This is a genomic window from Oceanobacillus neutriphilus, from assembly GCF_014645515.1.
Classification (GTDB): domain Bacteria; phylum Bacillota; class Bacilli; order Bacillales; family Amphibacillaceae; genus Oceanobacillus; species Oceanobacillus neutriphilus.
Map to the genome: position 1 here is coordinate 36975 of NZ_BMLW01000021.1, position 26747 is coordinate 63721.

The 26747-nt window shown below is 37.7% G+C and carries 26 protein-coding genes and 1 pseudogene; 24 read left to right on the forward strand and 3 right to left on the reverse strand.

The window, feature by feature from the left end:
- The first annotated feature begins 3 nt into the window (after positions 1-3).
- The 6 genes from IEX29_RS24630 to IEX29_RS24655 all read left to right on the forward strand — a co-directional run bounded on the left by IEX29_RS24630 (position 4) and on the right by IEX29_RS24655 (position 4887).
- Positions 4-798 (forward strand): 2-keto-4-pentenoate hydratase, encoded by a 795-nt coding sequence (locus IEX29_RS24630; RefSeq protein ID WP_204799072.1) that lies wholly within the window; start codon positions 4-6, stop codon positions 796-798.
- A 14-nt stretch (positions 799-812) separates the two neighbouring features.
- Positions 813-1700, forward strand: coding sequence for an acetaldehyde dehydrogenase (acetylating) (locus tag IEX29_RS24635; RefSeq protein WP_188738215.1), 888 nt, complete (start codon positions 813-815; stop codon positions 1698-1700).
- An 18-nt stretch (positions 1701-1718) separates the two neighbouring features.
- Positions 1719-2732, forward strand: a complete 1014-nt coding sequence (gene dmpG, locus IEX29_RS24640) for a 4-hydroxy-2-oxovalerate aldolase (RefSeq protein ID WP_188738217.1) — start codon at positions 1719-1721, stop codon at positions 2730-2732.
- 41 nt (positions 2733-2773) lie between these two features.
- Positions 2774-3559: a 2-keto-4-pentenoate hydratase gene (locus IEX29_RS24645; RefSeq protein ID WP_188738219.1), complete on the forward strand. Its 786-nt coding sequence runs from the start codon at positions 2774-2776 to the stop codon at positions 3557-3559.
- Between the two features lie 58 nt (positions 3560-3617).
- Entirely contained in the window at positions 3618-3809 is a 192-nt protein-coding gene (locus IEX29_RS24650; RefSeq protein WP_188738221.1) for a 4-oxalocrotonate tautomerase, read from the forward strand.
- An 88-nt stretch (positions 3810-3897) separates the two neighbouring features.
- Positions 3898-4887, forward strand: coding sequence for a catechol 2,3-dioxygenase (locus IEX29_RS24655; RefSeq protein WP_188738223.1), 990 nt, complete (start codon positions 3898-3900; stop codon positions 4885-4887).
- A 107-nt stretch (positions 4888-4994) separates the two neighbouring features.
- Here the strand turns inward: IEX29_RS24655 and IEX29_RS24660 are convergent, their stop codons facing one another.
- Positions 4995-5783: an IclR family transcriptional regulator gene (locus IEX29_RS24660; RefSeq protein ID WP_188738225.1), complete on the reverse strand. Its 789-nt coding sequence runs from the start codon at positions 5781-5783 to the stop codon at positions 4995-4997.
- Positions 5784-6148: 365 nt separating this feature from the next.
- On the opposite strand from IEX29_RS24660, the gene IEX29_RS24665 reads away from it, so the two are divergent.
- Together IEX29_RS24665 and IEX29_RS24670 are read left to right on the forward strand one after the other, a co-directional pair.
- Complete coding sequence (locus tag IEX29_RS24665; protein ID WP_188738227.1) at positions 6149-7096, forward strand: threo-3-hydroxy-L-aspartate ammonia-lyase; 948 nt, start codon at positions 6149-6151, stop codon at positions 7094-7096.
- 15 nt (positions 7097-7111) lie between these two features.
- The gene (locus tag IEX29_RS24670) at positions 7112-7906 is read left to right on the forward strand and encodes a TatD family hydrolase (RefSeq protein ID WP_188738229.1); all 795 of its coding nucleotides are present in this window, start codon (positions 7112-7114) and stop codon (positions 7904-7906) included.
- 61 nt (positions 7907-7967) lie between these two features.
- Here the strand turns inward: IEX29_RS24670 and IEX29_RS24675 are convergent, their stop codons facing one another.
- Complete coding sequence (locus IEX29_RS24675; RefSeq protein ID WP_188738231.1) at positions 7968-9242, reverse strand: N-acetylmuramoyl-L-alanine amidase family protein; 1275 nt, start codon at positions 9240-9242, stop codon at positions 7968-7970.
- A gap of 369 nt (positions 9243-9611) precedes the next feature.
- Between IEX29_RS24675 and IEX29_RS24680 the strand changes: the two genes are divergently transcribed.
- The 16 genes from IEX29_RS24680 to IEX29_RS24755 all read left to right on the forward strand — a co-directional run bounded on the left by IEX29_RS24680 (position 9612) and on the right by IEX29_RS24755 (position 25746).
- On the forward strand, positions 9612-10838 hold the full coding sequence (locus tag IEX29_RS24680; RefSeq protein ID WP_188738233.1) for a CynX/NimT family MFS transporter: 1227 nt from the start codon (positions 9612-9614) through the stop codon (positions 10836-10838).
- A 310-nt stretch (positions 10839-11148) separates the two neighbouring features.
- Positions 11149-11649 carry a GNAT family N-acetyltransferase gene (locus IEX29_RS24685; RefSeq protein WP_229720382.1) on the forward strand — a complete coding sequence of 167 codons (501 nt, stop codon included), beginning with the start codon at positions 11149-11151 and terminating at the stop codon, positions 11647-11649.
- Positions 11650-11742: 93 nt separating this feature from the next.
- Positions 11743-12210 carry a MarR family transcriptional regulator gene (locus IEX29_RS24690; protein WP_188738238.1) on the forward strand — a complete coding sequence of 156 codons (468 nt, stop codon included), beginning with the start codon at positions 11743-11745 and terminating at the stop codon, positions 12208-12210.
- A gap of 148 nt (positions 12211-12358) precedes the next feature.
- A complete protein-coding gene (locus IEX29_RS24695) occupies positions 12359-13768 on the forward strand; it encodes an MDR family MFS transporter (protein WP_229720383.1) in 1410 nt (469 codons plus the stop codon).
- Between the two features lie 261 nt (positions 13769-14029).
- A complete protein-coding gene (locus IEX29_RS24700) occupies positions 14030-14719 on the forward strand; it encodes a response regulator transcription factor (protein WP_188738241.1) in 690 nt (229 codons plus the stop codon).
- A 38-nt stretch (positions 14720-14757) separates the two neighbouring features.
- Entirely contained in the window at positions 14758-15699 is a 942-nt protein-coding gene (locus IEX29_RS24705) for a sensor histidine kinase (protein ID WP_188738243.1), read from the forward strand.
- 120 nt (positions 15700-15819) lie between these two features.
- Positions 15820-16743: an ATP-binding cassette domain-containing protein gene (locus IEX29_RS24710; RefSeq protein WP_373290723.1), complete on the forward strand. Its 924-nt coding sequence runs from the start codon at positions 15820-15822 to the stop codon at positions 16741-16743.
- A complete protein-coding gene (locus IEX29_RS24715; protein WP_188738245.1) occupies positions 16736-17425 on the forward strand; it encodes an ABC transporter permease in 690 nt (229 codons plus the stop codon). Before IEX29_RS24710 ends, IEX29_RS24715 begins: the two co-directional genes overlap by 8 nt.
- 60 nt (positions 17426-17485) lie before the next feature.
- Positions 17486-18145, forward strand: a complete 660-nt coding sequence (locus IEX29_RS24720) for an ABC transporter permease (RefSeq protein WP_229720384.1) — start codon at positions 17486-17488, stop codon at positions 18143-18145.
- 74 nt (positions 18146-18219) lie between these two features.
- Positions 18220-18741 carry a hypothetical protein gene (locus tag IEX29_RS24725; RefSeq protein ID WP_188738249.1) on the forward strand — a complete coding sequence of 174 codons (522 nt, stop codon included), beginning with the start codon at positions 18220-18222 and terminating at the stop codon, positions 18739-18741.
- Positions 18742-18797: 56 nt separating this feature from the next.
- Positions 18798-19166 (forward strand): YdeH family membrane protein, encoded by a 369-nt coding sequence (locus IEX29_RS24730; protein WP_188738251.1) that lies wholly within the window; start codon positions 18798-18800, stop codon positions 19164-19166.
- 295 nt (positions 19167-19461) lie between these two features.
- Positions 19462-20688: a diaminopropionate ammonia-lyase gene (gene dpaL / locus IEX29_RS24735; protein WP_188738253.1), complete on the forward strand. Its 1227-nt coding sequence runs from the start codon at positions 19462-19464 to the stop codon at positions 20686-20688.
- Positions 20689-20707: 19 nt separating this feature from the next.
- Positions 20708-21901 (forward strand): YgeY family selenium metabolism-linked hydrolase, encoded by a 1194-nt coding sequence (locus IEX29_RS24740; protein WP_188738255.1) that lies wholly within the window; start codon positions 20708-20710, stop codon positions 21899-21901.
- 14 nt (positions 21902-21915) lie between these two features.
- Positions 21916-23514 carry an N-acyl-D-amino-acid deacylase family protein gene (locus IEX29_RS24745; RefSeq protein ID WP_188738257.1) on the forward strand — a complete coding sequence of 533 codons (1599 nt, stop codon included), beginning with the start codon at positions 21916-21918 and terminating at the stop codon, positions 23512-23514.
- 29 nt (positions 23515-23543) lie between these two features.
- A complete protein-coding gene (locus tag IEX29_RS24750; protein ID WP_188738259.1) occupies positions 23544-24944 on the forward strand; it encodes a sodium:solute symporter family transporter in 1401 nt (466 codons plus the stop codon).
- A 136-nt stretch (positions 24945-25080) separates the two neighbouring features.
- Positions 25081-25746: a GntR family transcriptional regulator gene (locus tag IEX29_RS24755; protein ID WP_188738261.1), complete on the forward strand. Its 666-nt coding sequence runs from the start codon at positions 25081-25083 to the stop codon at positions 25744-25746.
- Between the two features lie 763 nt (positions 25747-26509).
- Here IEX29_RS24755 and IEX29_RS24760 read toward each other — a convergent pair.
- Positions 26510-26747, reverse strand: a pseudogene (locus IEX29_RS24760) (hypothetical protein); the annotation flags it as partial.

A 26747-nucleotide genomic window follows, 5' to 3' on the forward strand; every position in this document is an offset into this window, starting at 1 on the left:
ATTATGAAAACAATAAATTCTTCAAAAATAGAACAGCATGCAAATCACTTACAAAGCGCCTGGAGCAATAAGGAAGGAGTCAAGCCCTTAACCGCGATTGATCCCGAACTGTCCATTGATGAAGCCTATTATGTTCAGCTGCACACTATTCAGGCAAATGTGGATGGCGGAGAGCATATTACTGGAAAGAAAATTGGCTTAACTTCCAAAGCAATGCAGGAAATGCTTGGAGTAGATGAACCCGATTATGGACATTTGACAGACAAGATGGAAGCAGAGAATGGCGGAATGATTTCCTTTGACCGTGTTTTGCAGCCAAAGGTCGAAGGAGAGATAGCTTTTATTTTAAAAGAAGATTTAATTGGTCCTGATGTGACCTCATTGGATGTCTTACAAGCTACAGATGTCATTGTGCCGGCTCTTGAAATTGTAGACAGCAGAATTAAAGATTGGAAAATTACACTGGCAGACACGGTAGCTGATAATGCTTCTTCCGGATTATATGTGCTTGGCAGTACTCCTAAAAAACTTACCGATATCGATATCAAGCAAATTGGTATGGCTTTCTATAAGAATGATACATTGCAAAATACTGGTGTTGGAGCGGCGGCATTGGGAAATCCGGTGAATTGTGTGGCATGGCTTGCGAATAAGCTTGCCAAATATGATATTTCTCTAAAAGCTGGAGAGGTTATTTTATCCGGAGCGCTTTCTGCGGCAGTGGAGGCACATCCTGGTGATTATTTCCGGGCGAAATTTGCGGAGCTTGGAGAAGTTAGTATTCATTTTACAGAATAAAGGGGGGATGATGAATGGGGAAAGTAAAGGCTGGCATCATTGGTTCCGGAAATATCGGCTCAGACTTAATGGTTAAATTAATGAAATCAGAAACGCTGGAACTGACAACAATGATGGGAATTGATGCTTCCTCCAGAGGGATGCAGCATGCAAAAAAACTGGGTCTTACCGTATTCGATAACGGTATAGAAGGACTGGCAGAGAATCCGGATCTTGTCGATATTGTTTTTGACGCAACCAGTGCCGGTGCACATATTCATAATGCCGGAGTTGCAAAAGAATTGGGAAAGCAAATGCTTGATTTAACCCCTGCAGCGATTGGACCTTTTGTTGTTCCTGCTGTTAATTTACATGAAAATCTGCATGCAGAAAATGTAAACTTAATAACTTGTGGCGGACAGGCGACAATCCCGATTATTCATGCAATCAATCAGGCAGCTAAAGTGGAATATGGAGAAATCATTGCAACGATCTCAAGCAGGAGCGCCGGACCCGGGACAAGAGCTAATATTGATGAATTTACAGAAACAACAGCAAAAGGAATCGAACAGGTAGGAGGTGCCAAAAAAGGAAAAGCAATTATTATTTTGAACCCTGCGGAACCTCCGATTATGATGCGGGATACGATTCATGCGATAGTAGAGGAAGGAAGCATGGACAGAGAGGAAATAATGGCATCTGTTCAACGGATGGTTCGTCATGTTCAATCCTATGTTCCAGGATATAAATTACGTACAGAGCCTATTTTTGATGGCAATAATGTGACTGTGTTTTTAGAAATTGAAGGTGCCGGCCACTACCTGCCTAAATATGCCGGAAATCTGGATATTATGACTTCTGCAGCTGTAAAAGCAGCTGAGGAGTTTGCGAAAAATCGTTTGAAGGTGGCTGCAAATAAATAGCGAAGGGAGTGAACCGGTATGTCAAAAATTAAAATAACAGAAGTGGCGTTGCGGGACGGGAGCCATGCCATGAGCCATCAGTATACAGTGGAACAAGTAAAGACAATAACAAAAGCTTTGAATGATGCATCCGTTCCGTACATTGAAGTGTCCCATGGTGACGGGTTGGGAGGATCTTCTATTCAGTACGGCTTATCAGGGACAGATGAATTAAAATTGATTGAAGCAGCAGTTGAGGCCGCGGATTTTTCCAAAATAGCTGTATTATTAATCCCCGGCATTGGAACCATTGAAGATTTGAAAAATGCCCATCGTATTGGGGCAGATATGGTACGGGTAGCGACACATGTGACAGAAGCAGATGTGTCAAAACAGCATCTGGAAACGGCTAAAGAATTAGGAATGGAAACAGTCGGATTTTTAATGATGAGTCATATGGCTCCAGTTGATAAATTAATAGAGCAGGCAAAATTGATGGAAAGCTATGGTGCAGATACGGTATATGTTGTTGATTCTGCAGGCGCGTTACTTCCGGATCAGGTGGCAGAGCGAATCAAGGCATTACGACAGGCATTAACAGTAGATATCGGCTTCCATGCTCACAATAATCTATCGTTAGCAATGGGGAATACACTTGCAGCAATTAAACAGGGGGCTACGCGAATTGACGGCAGTGTGCGCTGCTTGGGAGCCGGTGCAGGAAATACACAAACAGAAGTGTTAGCAGCAGTGCTTGAAAAAATGGGAATAGAAACAGGCATTGATTTTTACAAAATGATGGATATCGCAGAAAACATCATAGCGCCGATTTTACCGGGAACGCAGGAAATTACGAAAGACAGTTTGACAATGGGATACGCAGGTGTATATTCAAGCTTCAGGTTACATGCTGAACGGGCGGCAAAGCGCTATAACTTAGATTCCCGTGATATCTTGATTGAACTGGGTAAGCAAAAAATTGTCGGCGGTCAGGAAGACATGATTATTGATGTTGCTGCAGAGCTGGCCAAGAAAAATAAAATAACAGTATAGCACCAATGAGGAAAGATCAGGTACCGATCAGGAGGGCGAATATGGACCAGAATTTAGTAAAAGAACTTGCTGCCTACACACATACTGCAGAAAAAGAAAAAAGAGAAATAGTGAAGATTACGGCAGAGCTGTATAAGGGGCTTACTATTGAGGACGCTTATCTTATTCAAGAAGAAGTAGTAAAACAGAAATTAGCTGAAGGAAGAAAGATAATCGGCCCGAAGATGGGGATTACGAGTGAAGCTAAAATGAAGCAAATGCATGTAGAGGATCCTATCTACGGGTATGTCTTTGATAATATGGTTGTGAATGAAGGGGACTCCATTTCTATGGATGATTATATTCATCCCAAGGCAGAACCGGAAATTGGTTTTATTTTATCAAAAGATCTGGAAGGACCAGATGTTACAGCGCTTGATGTACTGCGGGCAACCGAATATGTGTTTCCGGCCATAGAAATTATTGACAGCCGCTATGAAAACTTTAATTTTACATTGCCGGATGTTATTGCTGATAATACCTCCGCAGCCGGAGCGGTATTTGGGACAAATTTAAAACGTCCTGATAGCCTGGAGCTGGAGGTTGTAGGCGTAACATTATCCATTAATGGAGAAATTCAGGCATTAGGGGCAGGTGCTGCTGTATTGGGGCATCCGGCAAATTCAGTTGCCAGACTTGCAAATATGCTGAGTAAAAAAGGAGAAAAAGTAAAGGCCGGGCAGCCTATTTTGAGCGGAGGGATAACAGCTGCAGTAAAATTATCCAGAGGGGATTTTGTCAGTGCAAAATATGGAGGTCTTGGCGATATCTCTTTCTTTGTGAAGTAAGGTTATTTTTAAATTATTCACTGGTTGATAAAGCTTCTGAAAAAAGGGGGAATGTAAGGTGCCTTTGATACAGATTCAAATTATGGAGGGGAGACCTCCAGAAAAAATCAACGCATTAATAAAAAATGTTACAAATACTGTGAGTGAATCACTGGATGCACCCAAAGAAAATGTACGTGTTATTGTTACAGAAGTACCAAAGACACATTGGGGAATTGGTGGGGAAAGTGCGAAGGATTTAGGCAGATAGAAAGCAATAGCAGGAAAACCCTGATCAACTGTTTTTAAAATCTCAAATGTAAGCGTTTGCTAAAAACAAACCTAAGGAGGAAATTAGAATGAATAATGAATTAAAAAGATTTGATGTTGCTCAGCTGGCTCATGTGGAGATTTTTACACCGGATCCGGATGGAACACTATGGTTTTTCAAAGACATATTGGGCATGACTGAGGTTGAAAGAGAAGGTCAATCTGTTTATCTCCGTTCTTATGAGGATTTCTACCATCATTCTTTAAAAGTAACAGAGCGCAATGAACCTGGACTTGGACATGTAAGCTGGCGGGCAAGCTCAAAGAATGCGTTGGAACGGCGCGTGGAGGAAATTGCAAAATCAGGTGCCGGATTAGGCTGGATTGAAGGAGATCTGGGACATGGTGCAGCATATCAATTTTTGACACCAGATAATCATAAGATGGAAATCCTTTGGGATGTTGATTATTATAAATGTCCTGCGGATCAAACAACCTTGCTGAAAAACCGTCCGCAAAAACGTCCTACAAGAGGAGTTCCGGTTCGCCGTATCGATCATGTAAACCTGCTGTCCAGTAACCCGACACCAAATAAGCAATTTATGATGCAGGAATTAGGATTCAATTTAAGAGAGCATGTCGTGCAAAATGATGGCGGTGAATTAGGAACATGGTTAAGTGTCAGTCCCTTAGTTCATGAATTAGCATTTATGAAGGATCAGGGGACTTCTGAAAAGGGTCTTGGAAGATTGCATCATGTTGCTTTCTGGTACGGATTCCCGCAGCATTTGCATGATCTTTCTGAAATTCTAACAGAACATAATATTCAAATTGAAGCAGGTCCGTTAAAACATGGTGTATCTCAAGCGATGTGTATGTATGTTTTTGAGCCGGGCGGAAATAGAATTGAGCTATTTGGTGACTCTGGATATTTGATTTTTGATCCGGATTGGAAGCCGGTCAGATGGGAAGAAAGCGAATTGGAAAAAGCAATTATCTATTATGGTGCTCCACTGCCAGACAGCTACTTTAAACGCGGCACACCACAGGTGAAAGCACCCGTAATATCCGAAGGTTAATCATAGAATCAAGAGGCTCCTTCTATTGGGGAGAAGGGGTCTCTATTATACATTTGGCAGTGGAACTAATATATTGTACCACAATTAAATATGTTTTAAACCCGTTATTAACCCAAAAAACGTTTATCATACCCCATTCGCTGAGAAGCTTCTTCCCCAGCTTTCATTACCTTTTTGGCAATGTCAGGAATTTTATAATCCTTCATTCGCTCGATTGGCCCAACCACATTGATAGCCGATACAACTTTCCCTGTGAAATCACGGATCGGCGCTGAAACAGATCTGGTTCCTTCTGTTAATTCAGAGGTACTGACAGCATAACCTCTTTTACAGATTAATTCCAATTCTTTTCGAAGCTTATCAGGGTCTGTAATGGTTTTGCTCGCATACTTGAGCAATCCCTGATCAATAATTTCCTCCACAATATTTTTCTCATGAAAAGCAATAAGTACTTTGCCGGAGCTGGTGCAATACGCCGGATTTTTTCTTCCTAAATGGGTAAGGATTTTAACAGGATGATTACATTCCTCTTTGTGAATATAGATAGTATCAAAACCATCCAGCACAGATAAATGTGCAGTTTCTCCCGTATCATTAACTAACTTGTTCATGACAGGGGATGCTTCTTTATGGATTTCCAGCTCATTTGTTACTATCCCGCCAAGTGTTAGTACAGAAAGCCCCAATTTATATGCCCCGGTTTTTTTATCCTTTTCTACAAAGCCTTCCTGAGCAAGTGTGGAAAGCAGACGGCTGACCGTGCTTTTAGCAAGTCCAAGAGATATAGAAAGATCACTGACACGCTGTGAAGGTTCAAAAGTTGAAAAACTTTTCAGAATTCTGAGTGCGTTATGTACCGAAGAAAGAGTCTGTGTTTTTTTATTTTCAATATCCATTTCCATCCCTCCATTGATGAATGATGGTTTGTTTCAATTAAAAGTAAGTTACGCTGCTTTAATTATACTTTATCATTTAAAGCTTACTACGTATAGAAATGGGGTAACTGATGGGAGAGGGGGCTTTGTAACTCTAAATTTGCTGATCCTTTTGCCCGTATAATAATAGAATTATTGTCTCTGATCATTCCATTTGATAGGATATATGTAATAATATTTCAAGGAAAAAGGTCGATAAATAGATCACTATAGTAAGAAACAGGATAAAAATAGAGCATAAGAAACGGATAGTGCAAGGGAATCAGATAAAAATGCTTCTTCAAAATGAACACGTTAACATAAACGCAAAAGGGGAGAAATCAAAAATGTATGAAAAAATAGTAGAAGCAGCCAAACGGATAGAAGGTATTGCACATAAAACGCCAGTCCTTACTTCCACACTCCTGAACGAATTAACCGGGAACCAAATTTTTCTTAAATGTGAAAATTTCCAGCGGATGGGCGCATTCAAATTCCGTGGCGCTTATAATACGATCAGCTCACTTTCGCAGGAGGAGAAGAATAAGGGTGTCATTGCCTATTCCTCAGGAAATCATGCAATGGCTACTGCTTTGACCTGTAAAATACTTGATATACCTGCTACTGTCGTAATGCCGGAGGATGCTCCGCAGGTGAAAACGGAAGCTGTCAGAGATTATGGTGCAACTATCGTAACATATAATCGCCAGACGGAATCGCGGGAGGAAATAGCTCAAGGGCTGATAGATGAATTTGGCTATACGTTAATCAAGCCCTTTGATGCAGAAACCATTATAGCCGGTCAGGGGACAGTTGCTAAAGAGCTGATAGAAGAGGTGGGCGAGCTGGATTATCTGCTGGTCCCTTGCGGTGGCGGCGGACTGTTAAGCGGCTGTGCAATTACCACAAAACATCTGTTACCTGAGAGTAAGGTAATAGGAGTTGAACCTGTTGTGTCAGATGATGCAACGAGGTCTTTCAGGGCCGGAGAATTACAATCCATTGAGAATCCAAACTCCATAGCCGACGGGTTAAACTCACCTTCGTTAGGGAAAATAACGTTTCCTTTTATTAAGGAAAATGTTGATGATTTTATAACCGTTTCCGAAGAAGAGATAAAAGCTGCAATGTACTTCCTTTGGACCCGGTTAAAAATTGTTGTCGAACCATCTGGAGCTGTTGCTTTAGCAGCATATAAGAAGCTTCCTGTTAAAGGTAAAAGAGCGGGGGTTGTTTTAAGCGGGGGAAATGTTGATGTCAGGAGAGCTGGGGATTTATTTAAGGACATCACGTAGTAATTCGATAGAGAGGTGTTTTGGATGATTGATGCACATATTCATTTGGACTGGTATGAGCCGAATGAGCAGCAGCTGTTAATTAATACGCTTAAAGCAGATGGAATGATAGCTGTTTCCAGTGATTTGGAGAGCTGCCAAAGAGTATGGCAATTAGCGCAAGCATACCCGTTTGTTTATCCTGCTTTTGGCTGGCATCCAGAACAGGAGCTGCCATCAGCGCAGGAAATCGACAATATTATACAAACGCTTGATCAAAGATTTCAAGATATTGCTGCTATTGGGGAAGTGGGACTTCCATATTATAAAAAACATAAAGAAGCATCCCTGGATGTTACTCCTTATCAAGCGATACTGGAACGATTCGTACAGGCTGCCAAAAAATATGATTTGCCAATTGTATTACATGCCGTTTATGAAGATGCCTCTGCAGCTTGTGATCTCCTTGAAAAATATAAGGTTAAAAAAGCTCATTTCCATTGGTTTAAAGGAGATAAGGCTATCATGGAACGTATGATAAACAATCAATATATGATTTCCATAACGCCTGATTGCTGGTATGAAGAAGAAATCCAATCCATCATTAAACAATATCCATTAGAGCTTATCATGGCAGAAACAGATAGACCTTGGCGGTTTAAAGGGCCTTTTCAAAATCAGATGACACATCCCAATATGATTATGGAAGTTATAAAGAAAATAGCTGAAATAAAGCAGCAGCCTTTTGATAAAGTTCGACAACAGATTAGTACTAATACGACTGGTTTCTATGGTTTAAAACGATTTAATAAATTAAATAAGCAAGGATAAAAAGGGCATGCTAAAGAAAAGTGCGCTTTTCCTGCACTTTTTCTTTAGCATGCTTCCATATTTAATTGAAATACGCTTCCAATCCTTCCGCAATACCATCAGCCGCATTTTCCTGATAACTATCCGTCTGCACAAGCTTTTGTTCGTCTGGATTGCTGATGAAACCAAGCTCAATTAATATAGCAGGGTGTTTATTTTCTTTTAACACCTGGAAACCTGCCTGTTTTGCTCCGCGGTCAATGAGATCAACGTGATTCATTAGCGAGGTCTGAACAGAATTGGCAAGACTGCCCGCCTCATTGTAAAAGGTTTCGATCCCACGTGCAGACTGATCCTCTGATGAATTATAGTGCAGGCTGATAAATGCGTCAGCATCCGTCGAATTACTAATCACGGCCCGTTGTCCTAAGGAAATATACGTATCATCTGTTCTGGTAAACGTTACAGAAGCCCCTTTGTTATGCAATTTTTGTTCTAATCTTTTTGCTGAGATTAGTGTTAACGTTTTTTCATATATTTCTGATCCGATTGCGCCGGGATCTTTTCCACCGTGTCCCGGGTCAATAACAAAATGGTAGCCGGCTAAAGGAGCTTCACTGCTTTGTTCTGCTTGAACCTCTTGTTTTTCTTCCTGGGATTCAGCTGCAGCTGTTTCCTCATCTTTTTGGTCAGGTTCTGCCTCTTCTGTTTCGCTTTCCTCTGTTATTTGTGGTGAGTCAGTTGTTTCCGATTCTTCTGATACCTCATTATCTGTTGATCCGTTCACTTCATCAAGTAAATATAATGCAATCCATACTTCTTGATCATTATAATAAGTCTGGCCCCAGCCATATGACTCTTGAAAGATAGTAATCTGGCTGCCATTACTTAATGTAGTAATAACAGCTGCATTTTTATCAGGAGCACTGCGTAAATTTACGGCAGATGCGTTAATACGGTACAATTTTCCATTCGCTATAACTTTAGTTGGTTCATTGTTTGGTTCTGAAGCAGCTGCAGATTCATTCTTTTGTTCAGCTATATCCGGCTGTTCTGCTTCTTGGTTTTCTTCGATATTATTTATGTCATTATCTACTTCTGTAAGCTGATATAGAGCAACCCAAGCTGGTTCTCCGTTATAAAATGTTTTACCCCAGCCATATGAGTCTTCAAAAATAGTGATCTTATAGCCTTTTTCTAATTCACCGATAACAGCTGCGTCTTTAGCAGGTTCATTCATTAATTCTATTTTCTCAGAATCTACCTTATACGTTTTTCCACTGTCTGCATGAACTGTTGGTAAAAGAACAAATAGGCAGATAAGAAAAGCAATGCCTATTGTTATGTTGTACTTCATATTGGATATACCTCCAAATAATAGTTTGTTATATTGACAGGCTTGCCAATAAATTCTATTAATATACATTTCATGCAAATTTCTTAGAATTTGAGTTTTAGAGTTGGGAACTTTAATTGTACTGGCGAGGGGATTTCAAGAAAATATTATATTGTTCATAATGAAGAACAGCAGGGGATATGAAAAGAGAAGAATATATGAAGGAGGGTTAAAAGAATATACTAATGAAGAGAATAAACTCTATTAATCATATAAAATTCGTATCTTGACAATAGGCTGTACAATACCATAACATATATTGTAACGTTTAAAATTTCTCCGTACCTTTTCTATGATAAAGGATACGGTTAGTAGAAAAGAAGGTATCAGATGGAGGAAAATAGAGGGAAAATAAAAAGCAGAGGGGTCGAAGAAGTAACCTCCAATAAACGAATGCTATATTTAATTGCTATTATTGTGATTGGTTTTAATTTGAGACCGGCGATTACTTCCGTTGGACCGCTGTTAGGAACAATCCGGGATCAGATTGGTCTGGAAAATTGGAGTGCGGGGACAATTACCAGTTTACCGCTGATAGCGTTTGCTATTGTGTCACCGCTTGCTCCGAAAGTTGGCAGACGGCTGGGGAATGAAAAAGCTGTCCTGCTGGGCCTAATATTCCTGTTTGCCGGAATCGGCGTCAGATCGATCCCGTATACGCCGACATTATTTATCGGCACAGCCATTATTGGAGTTGGCATCGCAGTGATGAATGTACTGCTGCCGGCAGTTATTAAGGAAAAATTCCCGCATAAAGTCGGGCGGATGACCAGTGTGTATTCTACATCTATGGCAATATTTGCAGCTACTGCATCAGGGCTTTCCGTCCCGCTTGCAAAAGATGCAGGCCTGGGCTGGGAATTAGCTTTATTATCGTGGGCATTGCTGGCTGTAGTGGGAATCGTAATCTGGGTTTTTGTTGTCAGACAAAATCCTGTACCTAAAGAGGAGCAAGTACAGTTAAGCAATAAACCCTTTGATGACAGCAGCTTATGGAAATCTCCATTAGCCTGGCAGGTCACTTTATTTATGGGGCTGCAATCATTTATATTCTATGTGATGGTATCGTGGCTGCCCGAAATAATGCAAAGCTTTGGATTTTCTGTTTCAGCTGCCGGATGGATAATCGCTTATGTACAGTTTGTCGGACTGCCATCGACCTTCTTGGCACCAGTGCTGGCAGAAAAATTCTCCAATCAGCAGGGAATCGTGCTTGCAATTGGCGGTGGAGCAACAATTGGATTTATCGGTCTTTTAATCGGCGGGCCGCTGCCGTTGATTTTCGTCTGGGTAACATTAATTGGCGTTACTTTTGGTGGTGCCATCAGTTTGTCTCTGGCTATGCTTGGTATGCGCGCACGTAATGGACAGCAGGCAGGTGCTCTGTCTGGAATGGCGCAATCTGTCGGATATATTTTTGCTGCAATTGGGCCGTTATTTATCGGTTTGTTGTTTGATATTACGCATGCCTGGAGCGCACCAATTATGGCTATCATAGCAGTTTGTTTATTGATGACGATAGCAGGGCTGGGCGCTGGAAGGAATAAGTATGTGTAGGTCACTTCCGGAATCAAAGATAAAGATATGATAATAAAATAATTAATTATGAAATACCATCATTTGTTTTTACAAATGGTGGTATTTTTACTTTATTACAATAGAAATTTTACATTAAAATAATGTGTTATGATAGGAATAATTATAAAAAATTTTACTTTTTACTAATAAAGATAATTGATAGATAAGCAGTAATAGATAGTAATGAAGAAAACTATTTGTTAAAAGTTGAGATATTTATAAATATCTATGATAAAAGGGGTATTGTATGATCTATTTCAAAGGAAACAATCATTTAATCATTCGATCTATGATAGAAAGTGATATTAATCAATTTGTAGACGCTTTTGCAAAACAACAGTGGGACAAGCCGTATGAATTATACCGCAGTTACTATAACCAGCAAAGTAATAAGGAGCGAATTATTATTGTAGCCGAAGTGCAAAATAAATTGGCTGGATATGTAACTTTACTGGACCAAGCCGATACGGGTCCATTTGCCGAAAAAGATATTCCTGAAATAGTAGATTTCAATGTGTTAATCAATTTTCAAAAAAGGGGAATTGGCAGTAAATTAATGGATGTGATAGAAGCTCTTGCTAAAGAAAAGAGTAACTTTGTCTCGTTAGCAGTAGGAATCAATCGCAGCTATGGTACTGCACAAAGAATGTATGTCAAACGAGGCTACATTCCAGATGGGACTGGAGCTTGGTATAATGGAGTGTCTTTAGAGCCTTATGCACTATGTGCGAATGATGATGATCTTCTTTTATACTTTCTAAAAAACCTAACAATCAATGTGAATGTTTAAAATAGGCTTTAATCAAATAAAGGGACATCGTTGAACAGGAAACAAAAGCACGATATAATATAATTGATGTACCAATAAGCGGGAGGATATTCCATGGACAAAGAAGAACAGCTTATTACGAATTTCAGGGACTTATTTGACAAGATGGTTTGGATTAATAAGTATAAAATGGAAGACAGGCTTAAGGAGTGTACACCTTCTGAAGTCCATTGTATTGAATCGATTGAAAAAAATGCAGACTCCAATGTGAGAGAGCTGGCAAAGTCTCTTTATATGACGAGAGGCGCCATCAGTAAATTAACGAAAAAACTTATGGCTAAGAAACTAATTGAGAGCTATCAGAAGCCGGAAAATAAAAAAGAAATTTATTTTAAGCTTACTCCACAGGGGAAAGAAATTTTTAAAATTCATGAGGATTTACACAAAGAATTTCGTGAACGGGATAAGGTTGTGTTTGAGCAAATAACCGACGAACAGTTTGACAGTATGCTGTATTTTGTAGAAAAGTATAACAGCCATTTGGATGCAGAAATAAAAAAACAGGGACTAACAATAAATTAATTGGATTAATTTAAAATAATGAAGTCACAGGCAGACCTTTGAGAAGGAACTGTCTTTTTTATTGATTTTATTTTGTTGACTAGGAAACAAAATAATGTTATCTTTTTTGATGACAAGGAAACAAAAATATCACAAGAAGGAGAACAATATGTCAAAAGATAAAATAAAAAAACAGGGCTTGCCAAAGGAAATGCTTGCGGCTGCCTGGGCTATTGCACTTGGCGCAATTGCTCCCATGCTTGACTCAACAATGGTGAACATCGCCATTGATCAATTAATAAGGGATTTCAGTACAACACTAGATATTGTGCAATGGTCTATTACAGGTTATGTTTTAGCGCTGGCAATTGCAGTTCCTGTATCGGGATGGCTGATGAACAAATTTAATGGAAAGAAAATTTTCATTGGTGCAGTGATTGCTTTTGGAGTAATTTCTGTTTTTATTGGAATAAGCTGGGACGTTATGAGCTTTATTTTCTTTCGTCTACTTCAAGGATTCAGCGCCGGGGTTATTACTACACTGATGATGACGCTTCTGGTTAAAACCGCTGGACAGGAAAATGTAGGCAGAGTTATGGCGATTGTCAGTACACCGATGATTCTCGGCCCAATTTTAGGACCTGTTATCGGGGGTTTTATCATTCACGGTGCATCATGGCATTGGATTTTCTTTATTAATGTATTCGTGGTTTTGATTGCTGCACCGCTTATGATGAAAGCTATTCCCGACTTCAAACCATTTAACAAAGATAGCAAACTTGATGTTTTTGGAATCATTGATTTATCTATTATGAGTGTAGCGCTGATTTACGGAATTACGAAAGCAGCGGATCATGCATCATTTAATAATAGCGAAACGATCCTATGGGTAACCATTGGCCTTTCTCTGGCACTGATTTACGTGATATATAATCGTATCAGAAAAAATCAAACGGTACTTCCGCTAAATTTGTTTGCACATAAAAGCTTCTTAGCATCAAGCGTCGGTCTGTTTCTGGCGAATATTGCCATCATGGGCCCAATGTTGATACTTCCGTTGTTCTTTCAAAATTTCCGTGATTTCACACCAATTGAGGCAGCACTTGCTTTAATCCCTCAGGGTGTCGGGATGCTCGTTACCCGGCCGCTGATTGGAAAAATGATTGACAGGATTGGTGCGAAATATGTCGTTATGGTCAGCCTTGTTATTTCCCTGAGCGGGTCTGTTCCGCTTATCTTTATCACAGATAAAACGAGTATGATCTGGATTTCCATTGTATTGTTTATCCGGGGATCCGGTATCGGAGGTGTTATGCTTCCGTTGACGAGTGAAGCCTACACAGGGCTTAACAGCAGGCAGCTTCCAGAAGCAGGTGTTGGTATTAATATTATTGAAAACCTTGGTTCAAGCTTCGGCTCAGCTCTTATCTCAACCGTTGTCGTAGCTGTCACACAGGGGGTACAGCCAACAGTTATCAATAGCTTAAAAAGTTATCATGCGGGATTTTTAGTGGCTGCCATTGTTTTAGCGGTAATTTTTATTCCGGGTTTGTTTCTCACACATAAAAGGACTGTATAGTAATAGGGGGTAGAATTTAACTAAAATTCTACCCCTTATTTGTCTGTTAGTTCTAGCTGTAACTTAAATTTATGTTCCTTCTCATTCCTCAGAGATTGTGCGTATGCTGCTTAACTTAACTAACCGGGGATTAAAAGAAATTTAACATCAAATAATGTGTTAAAATTTATGCAGACATAATAAATAGCTGCAATTAGAAATAATAGTTACTAAGAAAACAAGATTGAAACTGAGAAATATATATTTGGGGAGGATATTCAGTTGAACAATAAAATTTTAATCGTAGAAGATGATCTATCCGTAAGCGAAATGATTAAAGATTATTTGGAAAAAGAGGGCTATGAGGTAACAGCTGCCTTTGAAGGGGAAGAAGGAATGCAAAAATTTCAAAATAATACCTTCGATTTAATTATTCTCGATATTATGATGCCTAAATTAAATGGCATCGAAGTAATGAAGCAAATCAGAAGAGACAGCTCCGTGCCGATACTTATTGTTTCTGCCAAGGATACAGATGTGGAGAAGGTTTTAGGACTTGAGCTTGGTGCAGATGATTACATAGCAAAGCCTTTTGCCATGATAGAGCTTTCTGCCAGGGTGAAATCAGCGCTGCGGCGTGCGACCAGTTATTCGGAAGCGAAAAAAGAAGTAAATGTGATTCATTATAAAGCTTTAACCATTGATATTAATAATTATTCTGTGCAAAAAAATGGGAAGGAAATGAAACTGACATCAAAGGAATTTGATATTTTAAAATTATTTCTCAAGCATCCCAATAACGTTTTTACAAAGGCCCAAATATATACAACAGTCTGGAATAACGATTACTTTGGTGATGAGAATGTGATTAATGTTCATATAAGAAGGCTGCGGGAGAAAATAGAGGACAATCCGGCAGAGCCTGATTATATTAGAACTATTTGGGGGATTGGCTATAAGCTGGGTGAATAACTGCCCCGGTCGAAAATAATTAAAGGTGGCAGATAAATATGATTTATTTCTTCATTGTGATCATCCTGATCTTAACAGGCATAATCATTTTTCAATATAGATCAAAGGCAGCAAGAGATAAACAAATAAAATATATGTATGAAAAATTAGATCGGATTATTAGTGAAAGAACAAGTGAGAATCTTCTTGTTTTTACCGATGATAAGGAGCTTATTCATTTACTGGTTGGTATTAATAATCTGTTAAATCATAACCAGAAAATATTGGCTGATTATACAAAAAAGGAAGAATCTATCCGGAAAATGATTTCAAATATATCACATGATTTGAAGACCCCGCTGACGGTAATTGTAGGTTATTTAGAAATCATCCAATCGAATAAATCCATTCAAAATGAACTGGAAAAAGAAGTTAATAAGGCACATGAAAAGTCGGTAGAGCTGCTGACCTTAATCAATACTTTTTTTGATTTAGCGAAATTGGAATCCGGTGATAAGGAGATGCCGCTTGAAAAGACAAATATTAATGAAGCATGCAGGAAGAGTATTTTAGAGTTCTATGAAATATTAACAAAGCAAGGCCTGGATGCTTCCGTTGATATTCCAGATGAAAATATCTATGCAGCAGGAAATGAAGAGGCTCTGGACAGAGTACTCAGGAACCTGATATCAAATGCTATCAAATATGGAAATGATGGTGATGTTGTCGGCTTAACCTTAAAACAGGATGATTCATTTACGTATATTGAGGTCTGGGATAAAGGAAAGGGCATTGACGAGATGAATAAAGAAAGCGTTTTTGAAAGACTCTATACGCTGGAGGACTCGCGGAATAAGCTGTATCAAGGAAGTGGACTGGGCCTTACTATCACCAAAAGATTAGTAGAAAGTATGGAAGGCGATATATCATTATCCAGCAAACCCTATGAGAAAACAGTCTTTACCGTGAAATTAAAAAAGTTGGCTTCACAAACGGACTGAAAACCGCTCCTGTTCTGCTTTTTGCAAACTTAAGAAATTCGTAAGACTTCGTTAAGAAAAAAGATAATTTTAACGTTTACTATTAGTAGTATAGAAATTTTGCAAAGCAGAGGAGGACATATGGTGGAATATATTTTAAGAACACATGATTTAGGAAAATCTTTCAATGGAGACAATGTTGTTTCCAGTATCAATATGAATATCAGGAAGGGAGAAATCTATGGACTATTAGGTCCGAATGGGGCCGGGAAAAGTACGGTCATGAAGATGATTTTAAATCTATTAAAACCAAGTCAGGGTGCCATCGAAATTTTTAATGAAACGGTAACAGATACTTCTTATGAATTATTTAAAAGAATGAATGCGATTATCGAATACCCCATTTTTTATGAAAAGCTTACTGCAGAGGATAATCTGGATATGCATTGTGAGTATATGGGTTATCACAATAAGCAGGATATCAAAGCAGCCTTAGATCTTGTAAATCTGAAGAACATTACGAACAAAGCGGTTAAAAATTTCTCGCTGGGCATGAAGCAGCGGCTCGGGATTGCCAGAGCAATTATTACGAAGCCGGAGCTGTTGATATTGGATGAGCCCGTTAATGGACTGGACCCCGTCGGTATTATAGAAATTAGAAATTTACTTGAAATGCTAAACAAAGAATATGGGATAACCATCCTGATTTCAAGTCATATTTTAGCAGAGATAGAGCAAATTGCTGACACAATAGGGGTAATGAATAATGGACATCTGGTAGAAGAAGTTTCCATGGATTCGATTAGAGAAAATAATGCGGAGTATATTGAAATAGAAACCGCTGATGCTCAGAAAGTAGTATATATTATTGATTCAGAACTAAATATAAAAAATTTCAAAGTGCTTGATACGAACAAAATAAGAATATACGAAACTGGAATGTCGCAAAACCAAATATATAAAAAGTTAATGGAAAATGATATTTCCATTACATCTATCAATACGAAGTCGGCTTCATTAGAGGACCATTTCTTGTCCTTAATTGGAGGCGGGGAAAATGCTTAAATTAATCCATTTAGAAATTAGGAAAATAAATTTCTGGCGTTATGTCATTGGTGCTTTAGTAGCCTGTTTCGTTCTTACCGGAATGTTATTCTATGCGGTGTATGCGGATAGAAATGAGATTGCCAACACCATTTCAGATTTTTTCTTTGTGGTTGACAGCCCAAGAATGATTTTTATTGTATTTGCAGGAGTATTAATTTCGAGGCTGGTTATTGAAGAATACAATGATAATACAATCTCTTTGATGTTTACGTACCCGATTAGCAGAAAAAAGATTATTACCTCTAAATTATTGATTATCATATGCTCAACATTTTTCTTCATACATGTATCAAGAATTGTTGTAGCAGCTGTTCTATACATGTTAAACAGCAGCTTGCATTTTATTGATGGAGGCATAACGATTCAGACGATAATGGAATACTTTAGAAATACAATCATCTATGACTTGTCATTCAGCGGTATCAGCTTAGTTCCCTTATTTTTTGGAATGCTCAAAAAATCTGTTAGAACGACGGTCATCACATCGATTATTATTGCAGTTCTTTTTGGCATAAGTAATGAGGAATTGTCAGACATATCGATGAGTTCTTTCATCGTCAGATCATTGATATTTGCTGCTATTGGCGTAGCTGCTTCGTATTTTTCGATAAGAAATATTGTGCGGAAAGATGTCCTTTAATATCAATCAATAGGAATATGAAGAGAGGTGAGAGGAATGCTTAAGTTAATGAGTTTGGAGATGAGAAAAGTAAATTTTGGCCGATATATAAACAGTTCTTTAGCAGCTTGCTTTGCTGTTACCGGATTTCTATTTTTCATGTTATATGTCGACAGAGATTTTTATACTGCCAGCAGTAAGGATTTCTTTTTCTTGATTGATAGCATTACAAGAATGGTTTTTATCGTCTTTTCCGGTGTATTGATTTCAAGATTAGTTATTGAAGAATACAATGATAAAACAATTACTTTGATGTTTACGTATCCCATCAGCAGAAAAAAAGTTATCAGCTCAAAGCTGCTGGTGATCATATGCTTTACCTTTTTCTCGATTCTCCTGTCACGAATTTTTGCAACAGTTGTTTTAACAATGTTAGATAACAGCCTGAATTTTATTGATGGAGACATATCAATTCAAATGATTATAGAACATTTTAGAAATACAATTCTGTATGACTTTTCCGCCAGCGGTATCAGCTTAGTCCCTCTATTTTTAGGGATGCTTAAAAAATCTGTCAAAACGACGATTATTACATCGATTATCATTGCAGCTTTTTTCGGCGCCAGCAATGAAGACCTGTCGTTAGGTTCCTTCATCGTTATACCATTGACACTTACCATCCTTGGCGTGGTTGCTTGTTATTTTTCGATAAGAAATATTGAACATAAGGATGTATTCTAACAATATAATAAATAATTTGAAAGAAGATACCGCTTAAGAAAACAGAAAAATCAAAAAAATAGGAGTTTATAGTGATGAGACAAGAACATATTTATCTGTTATTCACAAATACACGTACATTGCTTACAAAAGCTATTGGATTATACACAAAAGCAGAATACAATCATGTTTCATTAGCTCTGGATTTGGAATTAAATGAAGTATACAGCTTTGGCAGGAAGCATTTTCGTAATCCATTTTTGGGCGGATTTGTGGAGGAAAGAACAGAAGAGGGGCTTTTTCAGAATGCGGACTGCTTGATTTATGCTTTTGCTGTTGATTCAAAACAAAGTAAGAAATTGAAGAGAGCACTAGCATTTTTTAAGAGCAGGCAGGACACCTATCACTATAACTTCTTAGGACTGTTTGGAGTGATGCTGAACAAGCCTATCCAAAGATCAAATGCCTACTTCTGTTCTCAATTTGTTGCTTCTCTTTTAATGGAAGCTGAAATTGTTTCGTTTAATAAACCGCCAGAGCTAATAACACCACAGGATATTCAGCAGATACCGGGATTAGTTTCTATTTATCAAGGAAAAATACAAGATGCTGTTTAACGTTTTTACAATAGAAAATAAATTACAGATATTTTTATGCGCAAGGAGGACTATGTTTGAAACGATTAGGTTTATTGTTCTTAATGCTGATTGTCTCTACTATAACACTATTTGTCACTGCTTATTATCAAAGAGACATGAATACACTTTCGTTAAATGATCCACAAGTCATTCAGGCAAGTATCATCATTATGGTTATTTTGTTTATTCCTCCAGTTTTATTATCCTTTTTTAACCATAAATTTTGGCGGTTTCTGTCAGCCATTTATCAATCTATATTTTTCTTAGGATTTATTATTCTTGTACCGACAGGCGTATTCAGTTTTAACGCTGTGCTTATAAGTATCGTTTCATTAGCCGGTGCAGTAATCAGTATTTGGAGTATTTTTATTACATTGCCGGAAAGCTTTTTTAGAGAAGGTTAAATAGATTAGATAAAGTGGATGAAAGAGGGATGCCTTTTTCGTATATTACATTGTTAGAAGTATAATAATAATGCATGGTGATTGTCATAGGAAGGTCTTATCAATGATAAGGCTTTTTCTATTGATTAGGATAGTATTTTATCAATGAGAAATTGATATATTATGATATAAATATTATGTAAAAAATCAAAAAAATTAAAAAACATATTGACTATTATACAGTATGTGATATATTACATGTTAAATGTAATAAATTTTATTTTTATCTAAGAATAAACGATGGGAGTGATTCTGTATGAACATGATTAGGAGCGACGAAATTAAGTGGGTATTAAATAAATCTTTCTTACCAAAATACAATGAACAAGAGCTAAGCTATTTTGAAGAGAAAACAATTGGAAAAGTATTGAACTTTCAAAGAACACATCCAAAATATACGAAAACCCCTTTAATTAAATTAGAACATTTGTCAGAATATTTAGATGTATCGGAAATAAAAGTTAAAGATGAATCATATCGATTTGGGCTAAATGCCTTTAAAGTAATGGGAGGAATATATGCTATTGGAAAATATTTAGCTGAAAAATTAGGGAAGGATATAACCAATTTATCTTTTAAGGAATTACAGTCCCCTGAAGTGAAAGAACAATTAGGAGAAATTACTTTCATATCTGCAACAGATGGTAATCACGGGCGAGGTGTTGCATGGGCAGCAAGAGAGCTTGGCCAGAATGCAGTAATTTACATGCCAAAGGGTTCAACAAAAGCAAGATTAGAAGCGATCCGTAATGAAGGGGCATTTTCGGAAATCACTGAACTTAATTATGATGAGACAGTGGAAATGTGTGCTGATTTGGCTGAAAAAAAAGGCTGGGTAATGGTGCAGGATACCGCTTGGGAAGGCTATGAAGAAATACCGTTGTGGATTATGCAAGGGTATGCTGCTTTGGCAAAAGAAATAATTGAAGAAGTAGAGGAAAAGAAAGAAGAGCCGCCAACACATATATTTCTTCAAGCTGGAGTCGGTTCGTTTGCAGCTGGCATTGTCTCTTATTTTATGCAGCATTACCAGAATAACCCTCCCAAGATTATAGTAGTCGAACCAAATCTTGCAGATTGTTATTATCGTTCTTTTTCAAACGAAAATGGAGAAATGGTATCTGTGAAAGGTCAAATGAATTCAATAATGGCAGGTTTATGTTGTGGTGTTCCGAATAATAGAGCGTTTCGTTTGTTATCACAATACGGGTTTGCGTCATTCTCCTGTCCGGATAATATAGCAGCACTTGGTATGCGTGTTTTAGGTAATCCAATTGGAAATGATAAAAAGATTATTTCAGGAGAATCTGGCGCGGTTCCGTTAGGTTTATTGTATCATCTTAGAAAGTTTGCGAGTCAGGAGATTTCTGACGCCATAAAGTTAGATAGAAATTCCAGAATATTAGTAATCAGTACAGAGGGGGATACAGATCTTGAAAGTTACTTAGATATTGTATGGAAAGGGCTTCACCCAAACGACTAAAATTCCAGGAGGTTACATTATGCTGTCAAATCATCAATCCAATCAAGTAATTGGGCTATGCCAACGTTTAGTACAAATTCAAAGTTATTCAGGAAAAGAAAAGCAGGTTATGGAGGTAATAAAAGAATATACTTCACAAAATAAATTTGATGAGATTATTACAGACGTTTTTGGTAATGTGATGCTTGTTATTAATGGAAACGAAGAAGGTCCGACAGTTCTCTTTGATGGGCATGTAGACACAGTGACTGTTCAGGAAGAGGACTGGACGGTTGATCCATTCGCTGCAGAAATTAAAGACGGTAAAATTTACGGACGGGGAACCTCTGACATGAAAGGTGCAGTAAGTGCAATGATTTCTGCTGCGATTAACTTTGCTGAGGAAACAGACAGAAAATTCCCCGGGAAAATCATGATTTCTTGTACAGTGCACGAGGAATGCTTTGAAGGAGTAGCAACAAGAAAAGTCAGTGAAAGATTAAAACCAGATTATGTCGTTATTGGGGAAGCTACAAATTTAAATTTAAATCGAGCTCAACGTGGGCGTGCTGAAATATTAGTTGAAACCTTTGGAAAGACAGCTCATTCTTCCAATCCGGAAAAAGGAATCAATGCTGTCAATAAGATGATGCATCTTTTAAGCCATATTCAAAATTTATCTGTTCCAGAACATGATGTATTAGGTAAGGGGATTTTGGAGCTAACGGATATTATATCTTCGCCATACCCTGGGTCTTCCGTTGTTCCGTCCTATTGCAGAGTGACTTTTGACCGCAGATTATTAGTCGAAGAAACAAAAGAATCAGTACTTGCACCAATTATAGGTCTTATCGAAAAAATAAAAAAAACAGACAAAGATTTTAACGCAAAAGTATCTTATACTACCGGGGAAGAAAAATGCTATACAAATGAAATCATTAAATCTGAAAGGTTTTTCCCAGGATGGTTATTTAATGAGAATGAAAGCTTTGTAGAAAAAAGTTTTAATCGAATTAAAAAGATTAACCCTGGTGCAAAGATAAGTCATTATTCTTTTTGTACAAATGGCAGTCACTTTGCAGGAGAAGCAAATATACCCACGATAGGCTTCGGTCCTTCACCAGAGAATTTAGCACATACTGATGACGAATATATTGAGATTGAGCAATTAACAAAAGCGACAGAAGGTTATTTCGAAATAATGAAAGCGTTAACGGGATTGGAAGGAAATTAAAAGGAGGAGAGGTAATGTACGATTTACTAATAAAAAATGGAAGAATTATTGATGGCACTGGATCACCTTGGTATTACAGTGATGTTGCAATAGAAGACGGGAAAATCGTTAAAGTAGGAAAATTAACAAATGTGAAAGCGAATGAAGTGATTGACGCAAATAATAATATTGTTTCTCCTGGTTTTATCGATATGCATACCCACTCTGATTTAGTTATTTTAGATGAATCATTAATCGAAGCAAAAGTAAGACAGGGGATTACGACAGATTTATTAGGACAGGACGGAGTTGCTGCTGCCCCTTTACATGATGATTATATTGAATCATGGAAAAAGAATATTGCAGGATTAGACGGCACGCCGCCAATTGAATGGGATTGGAGAACCGTAGGGGAATATCTCGATAAAATTGAAAAGAACAGGCCAAGCTATAATTTGGCAACTCTGGCACCACACGGAAATATACGAATGGAAGTGATGGGGTTAGAAGACCGCTTTGCAACGGATGAAGAAATTAAGCAAATGCAGCAGATTTTACGACGTTCGCTGGATGAAGGAGCGGTCGGGCTATCAACCGGCCTTATCTATGTTCCATGCTGTTTCGCAGAGATGAAAGAACTAGAAGCACTATGTCAAGTTATTGCAGAATACGGAGCGCCTTTAGTTATTCATCAAAGAAGTGAAGGTGATGAAATTCTGGAATCCATGGACGAATTAATTGAGATGATGAAACGCTGCGGAGCACATTTACATTTCTCTCATTTGAAAAATTGCGGAAAAGATAATTGGGAGAAAACCCCTGACGTACTAAAGAAAATTGATCAGGCGCGAAAAGACGGATTAGAGGTAACTTTTGACCAATACCCATATATCGCGGGAAGTACCATGTTAAGTGCAATCCTGCCAGCTTGGGTTCATGATGGAGGAACAGAGAAGATGCTGGAACGTCTTCAACAAAAAGATTTACGTGAAAGAATTAAACAAGAAATGGCAACTGCATTAAAAGGCTGGGATAGCATGTCGAAGTGGGCAGGCTGGGATGGTATTGTTGTTACTTCTGTTATGACAGAAGAAAATCAATTTTGCGTAGGAAAAACAATTCAGGAAATTGCTCAAATTAAGCAGGAAAATGAAGCCGATACGGCTTTAGGCTTAATTTTTCAAGAGAAGAACGGAGTAGGGATGATAGATTTTGTTATGAATGAGGAATCTATTAAAATGATTTTGGCACATCCAGCAGGTACAATTGGTTCAGATGGACTGCTTGGCGGTGAACCACATCCAAGAGCATATGGCTCTTATCCAAGGATACTTGGAAAGTATGTTCGTGAAGAAATGGTTACAACATTAGAAGATATGATTCGTCGCATGACTTCTCAGCCGGCACGCATTATTGGTTTACAAGACAGAGGAATCCTGCGGGAAGGTCTTAAAGCAGATATTGTTATCTTTAATCCGTATACAATAATTGACCAGGCAACATTTGAAAATTCACGCCAATATAATACTGGAGTTGAATATGTCATTGTAAACGGGGAAATTGTTATTGCCGATGAACAGGCTTTTCGAAAGCCGGCAGGTAAGGTAATCAAACGTAACTACACTAACTTTTAAGAAATAGAATTCAAAAACGGAGGGATAGCATGGGGATTATTTGGACCATTATTATAGTTTATATGGCTGGAATGATTGTAATTGGATTCTATGCAAAAACAAAAATAAAAGATAGTACGGATTATCACTTGGCAGGGCGTCGATTGGGCCCAATTATGCTAGCTGGAACATTGGCGGCAACAGAAATAGGAGGGGGCAGTTCCGTGGGTGTTGCCTCCAAAGCTTATGGAGAATGGGGACTATCTGCTGGCTGGTATGTTGTATCAGCAGGGGTTGCTATTGTATTAGTTTCTTTTGTGGCACCATATATGCGTAAAGCTATGGCGACAACTGTTCCAGAAATAATCGGTCGTAGATATGGGAAATCCAGTCAATTAATTGCAAGTGTGCTTTCACTTATTGCTTCCTCTGCTTTAACAGCAGTTCAAATAACTGCCACAGCTTCTATTGTTCACGTATTAACAGGTTTTAGTTTATCATGGGCAATTATTATTTCGGGAACTGTTGTAGTATTTTACACATTCTTAGGAGGAATGTGGAGTGTAACGTTAACAGATTTTGTACAATTTTTTATCATTGTATTTGGCTTTGCTATCGCGATCCCCTTTGCTTTTTCAAATGCCGGCGGGGTAGAGCATGTCTTCAATAATTTACCTAAAGAGCAACTAGGCTTTACAAAAATAGGCTGGGGTACAATTATAGGATTCATCGTATTATATTTTATGACCTTTTCTACAGGGCAGGAAGCAGTTCAACGTTATTATTCAGCAAAAAATGAAAAAACGGCGGTTTGGGGCTCTGTCCTATGCGGATTATTAATGACTGTTTACGCATTTATTCCGGCTCTATTGGGTTTGATTGCATTGTCAGCGTTTCCAAATATAGATGAAAACAATGCATTAGCCACAGTATCAGTGGAATTACTCCCGGCAGCTATTGCAGGAATTTTGCTCTCGGGAGTTATCTCAGCAACATTGTCAAGTGCTTCAGGAAACTTATTAGCAGTCGCTTCTGTATATATAAAAGATATCCATCAGGAAATATTAAATAAGAAGGTTTCCGATCAACAGGAATTAAAAGCTTCCAGGCTTATTATTCTAATCACAGGAGTACTCGCTATAGGCATTTCCTTATTCAGTCAGCAAATTATTCCATTACTGGTATTTGCGTTCACTATTCGATCTACAGGGCCGTTTGCAGCTTACTTAATTGGATTAGTCTATGAAAAAGTTACTAGAAATGCTGGTTTAGCTTCTATTATTATCGGTAGCATTGTTGGGGTAACATGGGAAATATTCGGGAATCCATTTGGTGTTATGGCTGTTATTGTAGGTAGTGTTGCAAGCTTAATCACTTTCCTGATTGTTAACAAAATTGAATTGAATCGAGGAAAACCAATTGCCCCTTCAGCATATTCAAATTCTGAATAACTAAGAGTTAGCTGTGTCAGTATCCCTCTTTCTTACTTTATCTGCATCGGTTCTAATATCAATATACTATGAGAATTAGTGGTTTAGTGGTATATTACATATTAGAGGTATAGTTAAGTAGCGGAGGTGTATCGAATTGAATAATGAAAATGTAAAAATAAAGCGTACTTTTATGCGTGATGAAGCTTATAACATTCTCCAAGAATGGATCGTTATTGGAAAACTAAAACCAGGAGAAAAGTTGCGTGATCAAGAGTTATCAGATTTATTAGGGATTAGTCGTACGCCTATCCGAGAATCTTTACTTAGACTTGAGGATGAAGGGCTTGTTGAGACCCAGGCAAATCGATGGACTTTAGTCGCACCAATTAACCTGAGTGAAGCTGAAGATATATACTCTATTGTTAAAGTCCTTGAAAGTCTTGCTTTGGAACAGGGGATAATTAATTGTACGGAGAATGATATTCAGAAACTTGAATTAATAAATGAAAGATTTAAAACTGATTTGGAACAAGGAGATAAAAAAGCAGCTTTCCAGGCAGATAACGAGTTTCATCATCAGATTGTAAAACTATCTAATAATACAGAGCTGCCAAGGTTATTAAACACATTAAAAGTAAAAGTTCAACGTATGGAAATATATTATTTTAGTGTAGCAAATAACAGTTTAGAATCTTACCATGAACATAAAAAAGTTATAGAGGCCTTACATGCAAAAGATTTAAATAAAGCAAGAGCTACAATTAAAGCAAATTGGGAGAATAGCCTCTCTAGAATACAAAAGAAAAGTGAAAAACAGTAATTCAATAAAGCTATATTATGTTCTTATTGGAGCAACAAATAATTTAAATGTAAATGTATTTGCAGAATAAACGGGATAAAACTGTTCTTTTTTAATCCTCTTAATTTCTTCATGTTATGATTACATGTAATTTGTTCTGAATGATAAGACAGCAATGTGGTTACTTTCATACTACCCTTGTGAAATAAACAAGGATAGGAAAAAATATGTATTATGGTAATTATTTTGTAAATATTCTAAAACAAAAAAAGAGTATAAAATCCAGCTACTAAGATAATTCAATGGGGTATTATACAAAAAATTACCAAAAGAAAAGTTTGTTGTTGTGTTGAGAATCCCTTATGCACTTCCATTATGTCAAAGTGTAATGAAGTAGGAAAAATCCAAAAGTATAAGAAATACATTTAACCAATATTGTATTATCTTAAGGAAGGGCGCAAGTATAGATAAAGCTTGCGTCCTTCCTTTACATTTATATTGCAGCATCGATAGTTTAAGAAATAATTTGCGATACAGCTGCTGAAAAGCGCTTATTCATTATCTTCTGTATCCGGCACCGTATCCGCCAATTTACGAAATGCTTCGTTTAAAGTAACCATACGTTTTTCTACTTTTTTAATCGCTGCATCCAAGTTGACCCCCCTCATCAATCATTTCTTGAATAAGCAGCATTTTTTTCACATTTAAATAATTATATCTCTGTGTTGCTCCTTCTGTACTGGTTTCAGATTGTATAGCTCCTTTTTCATTCCATTATTTTTCGTTATTCTGAAGCAAGTTTTTTAATATCTTCTTTACTTAGTTCAGTGATTTCTGCTATTTGGTCTATTGGCATTTTTCTTGCTATCAATTCTAAAGCTATTTCTTGATTTCGCTTTTTTATCCCTTCCTCTTTCCCTCTCTCAAAATAAGAATTCGGCAGCTGCATCACCATGTCTTTTTCCTCCTCCGGCAGATTTTCCATTTGCTCCATCATTTGTGCCTCCTCTTCTTTGTTTAAT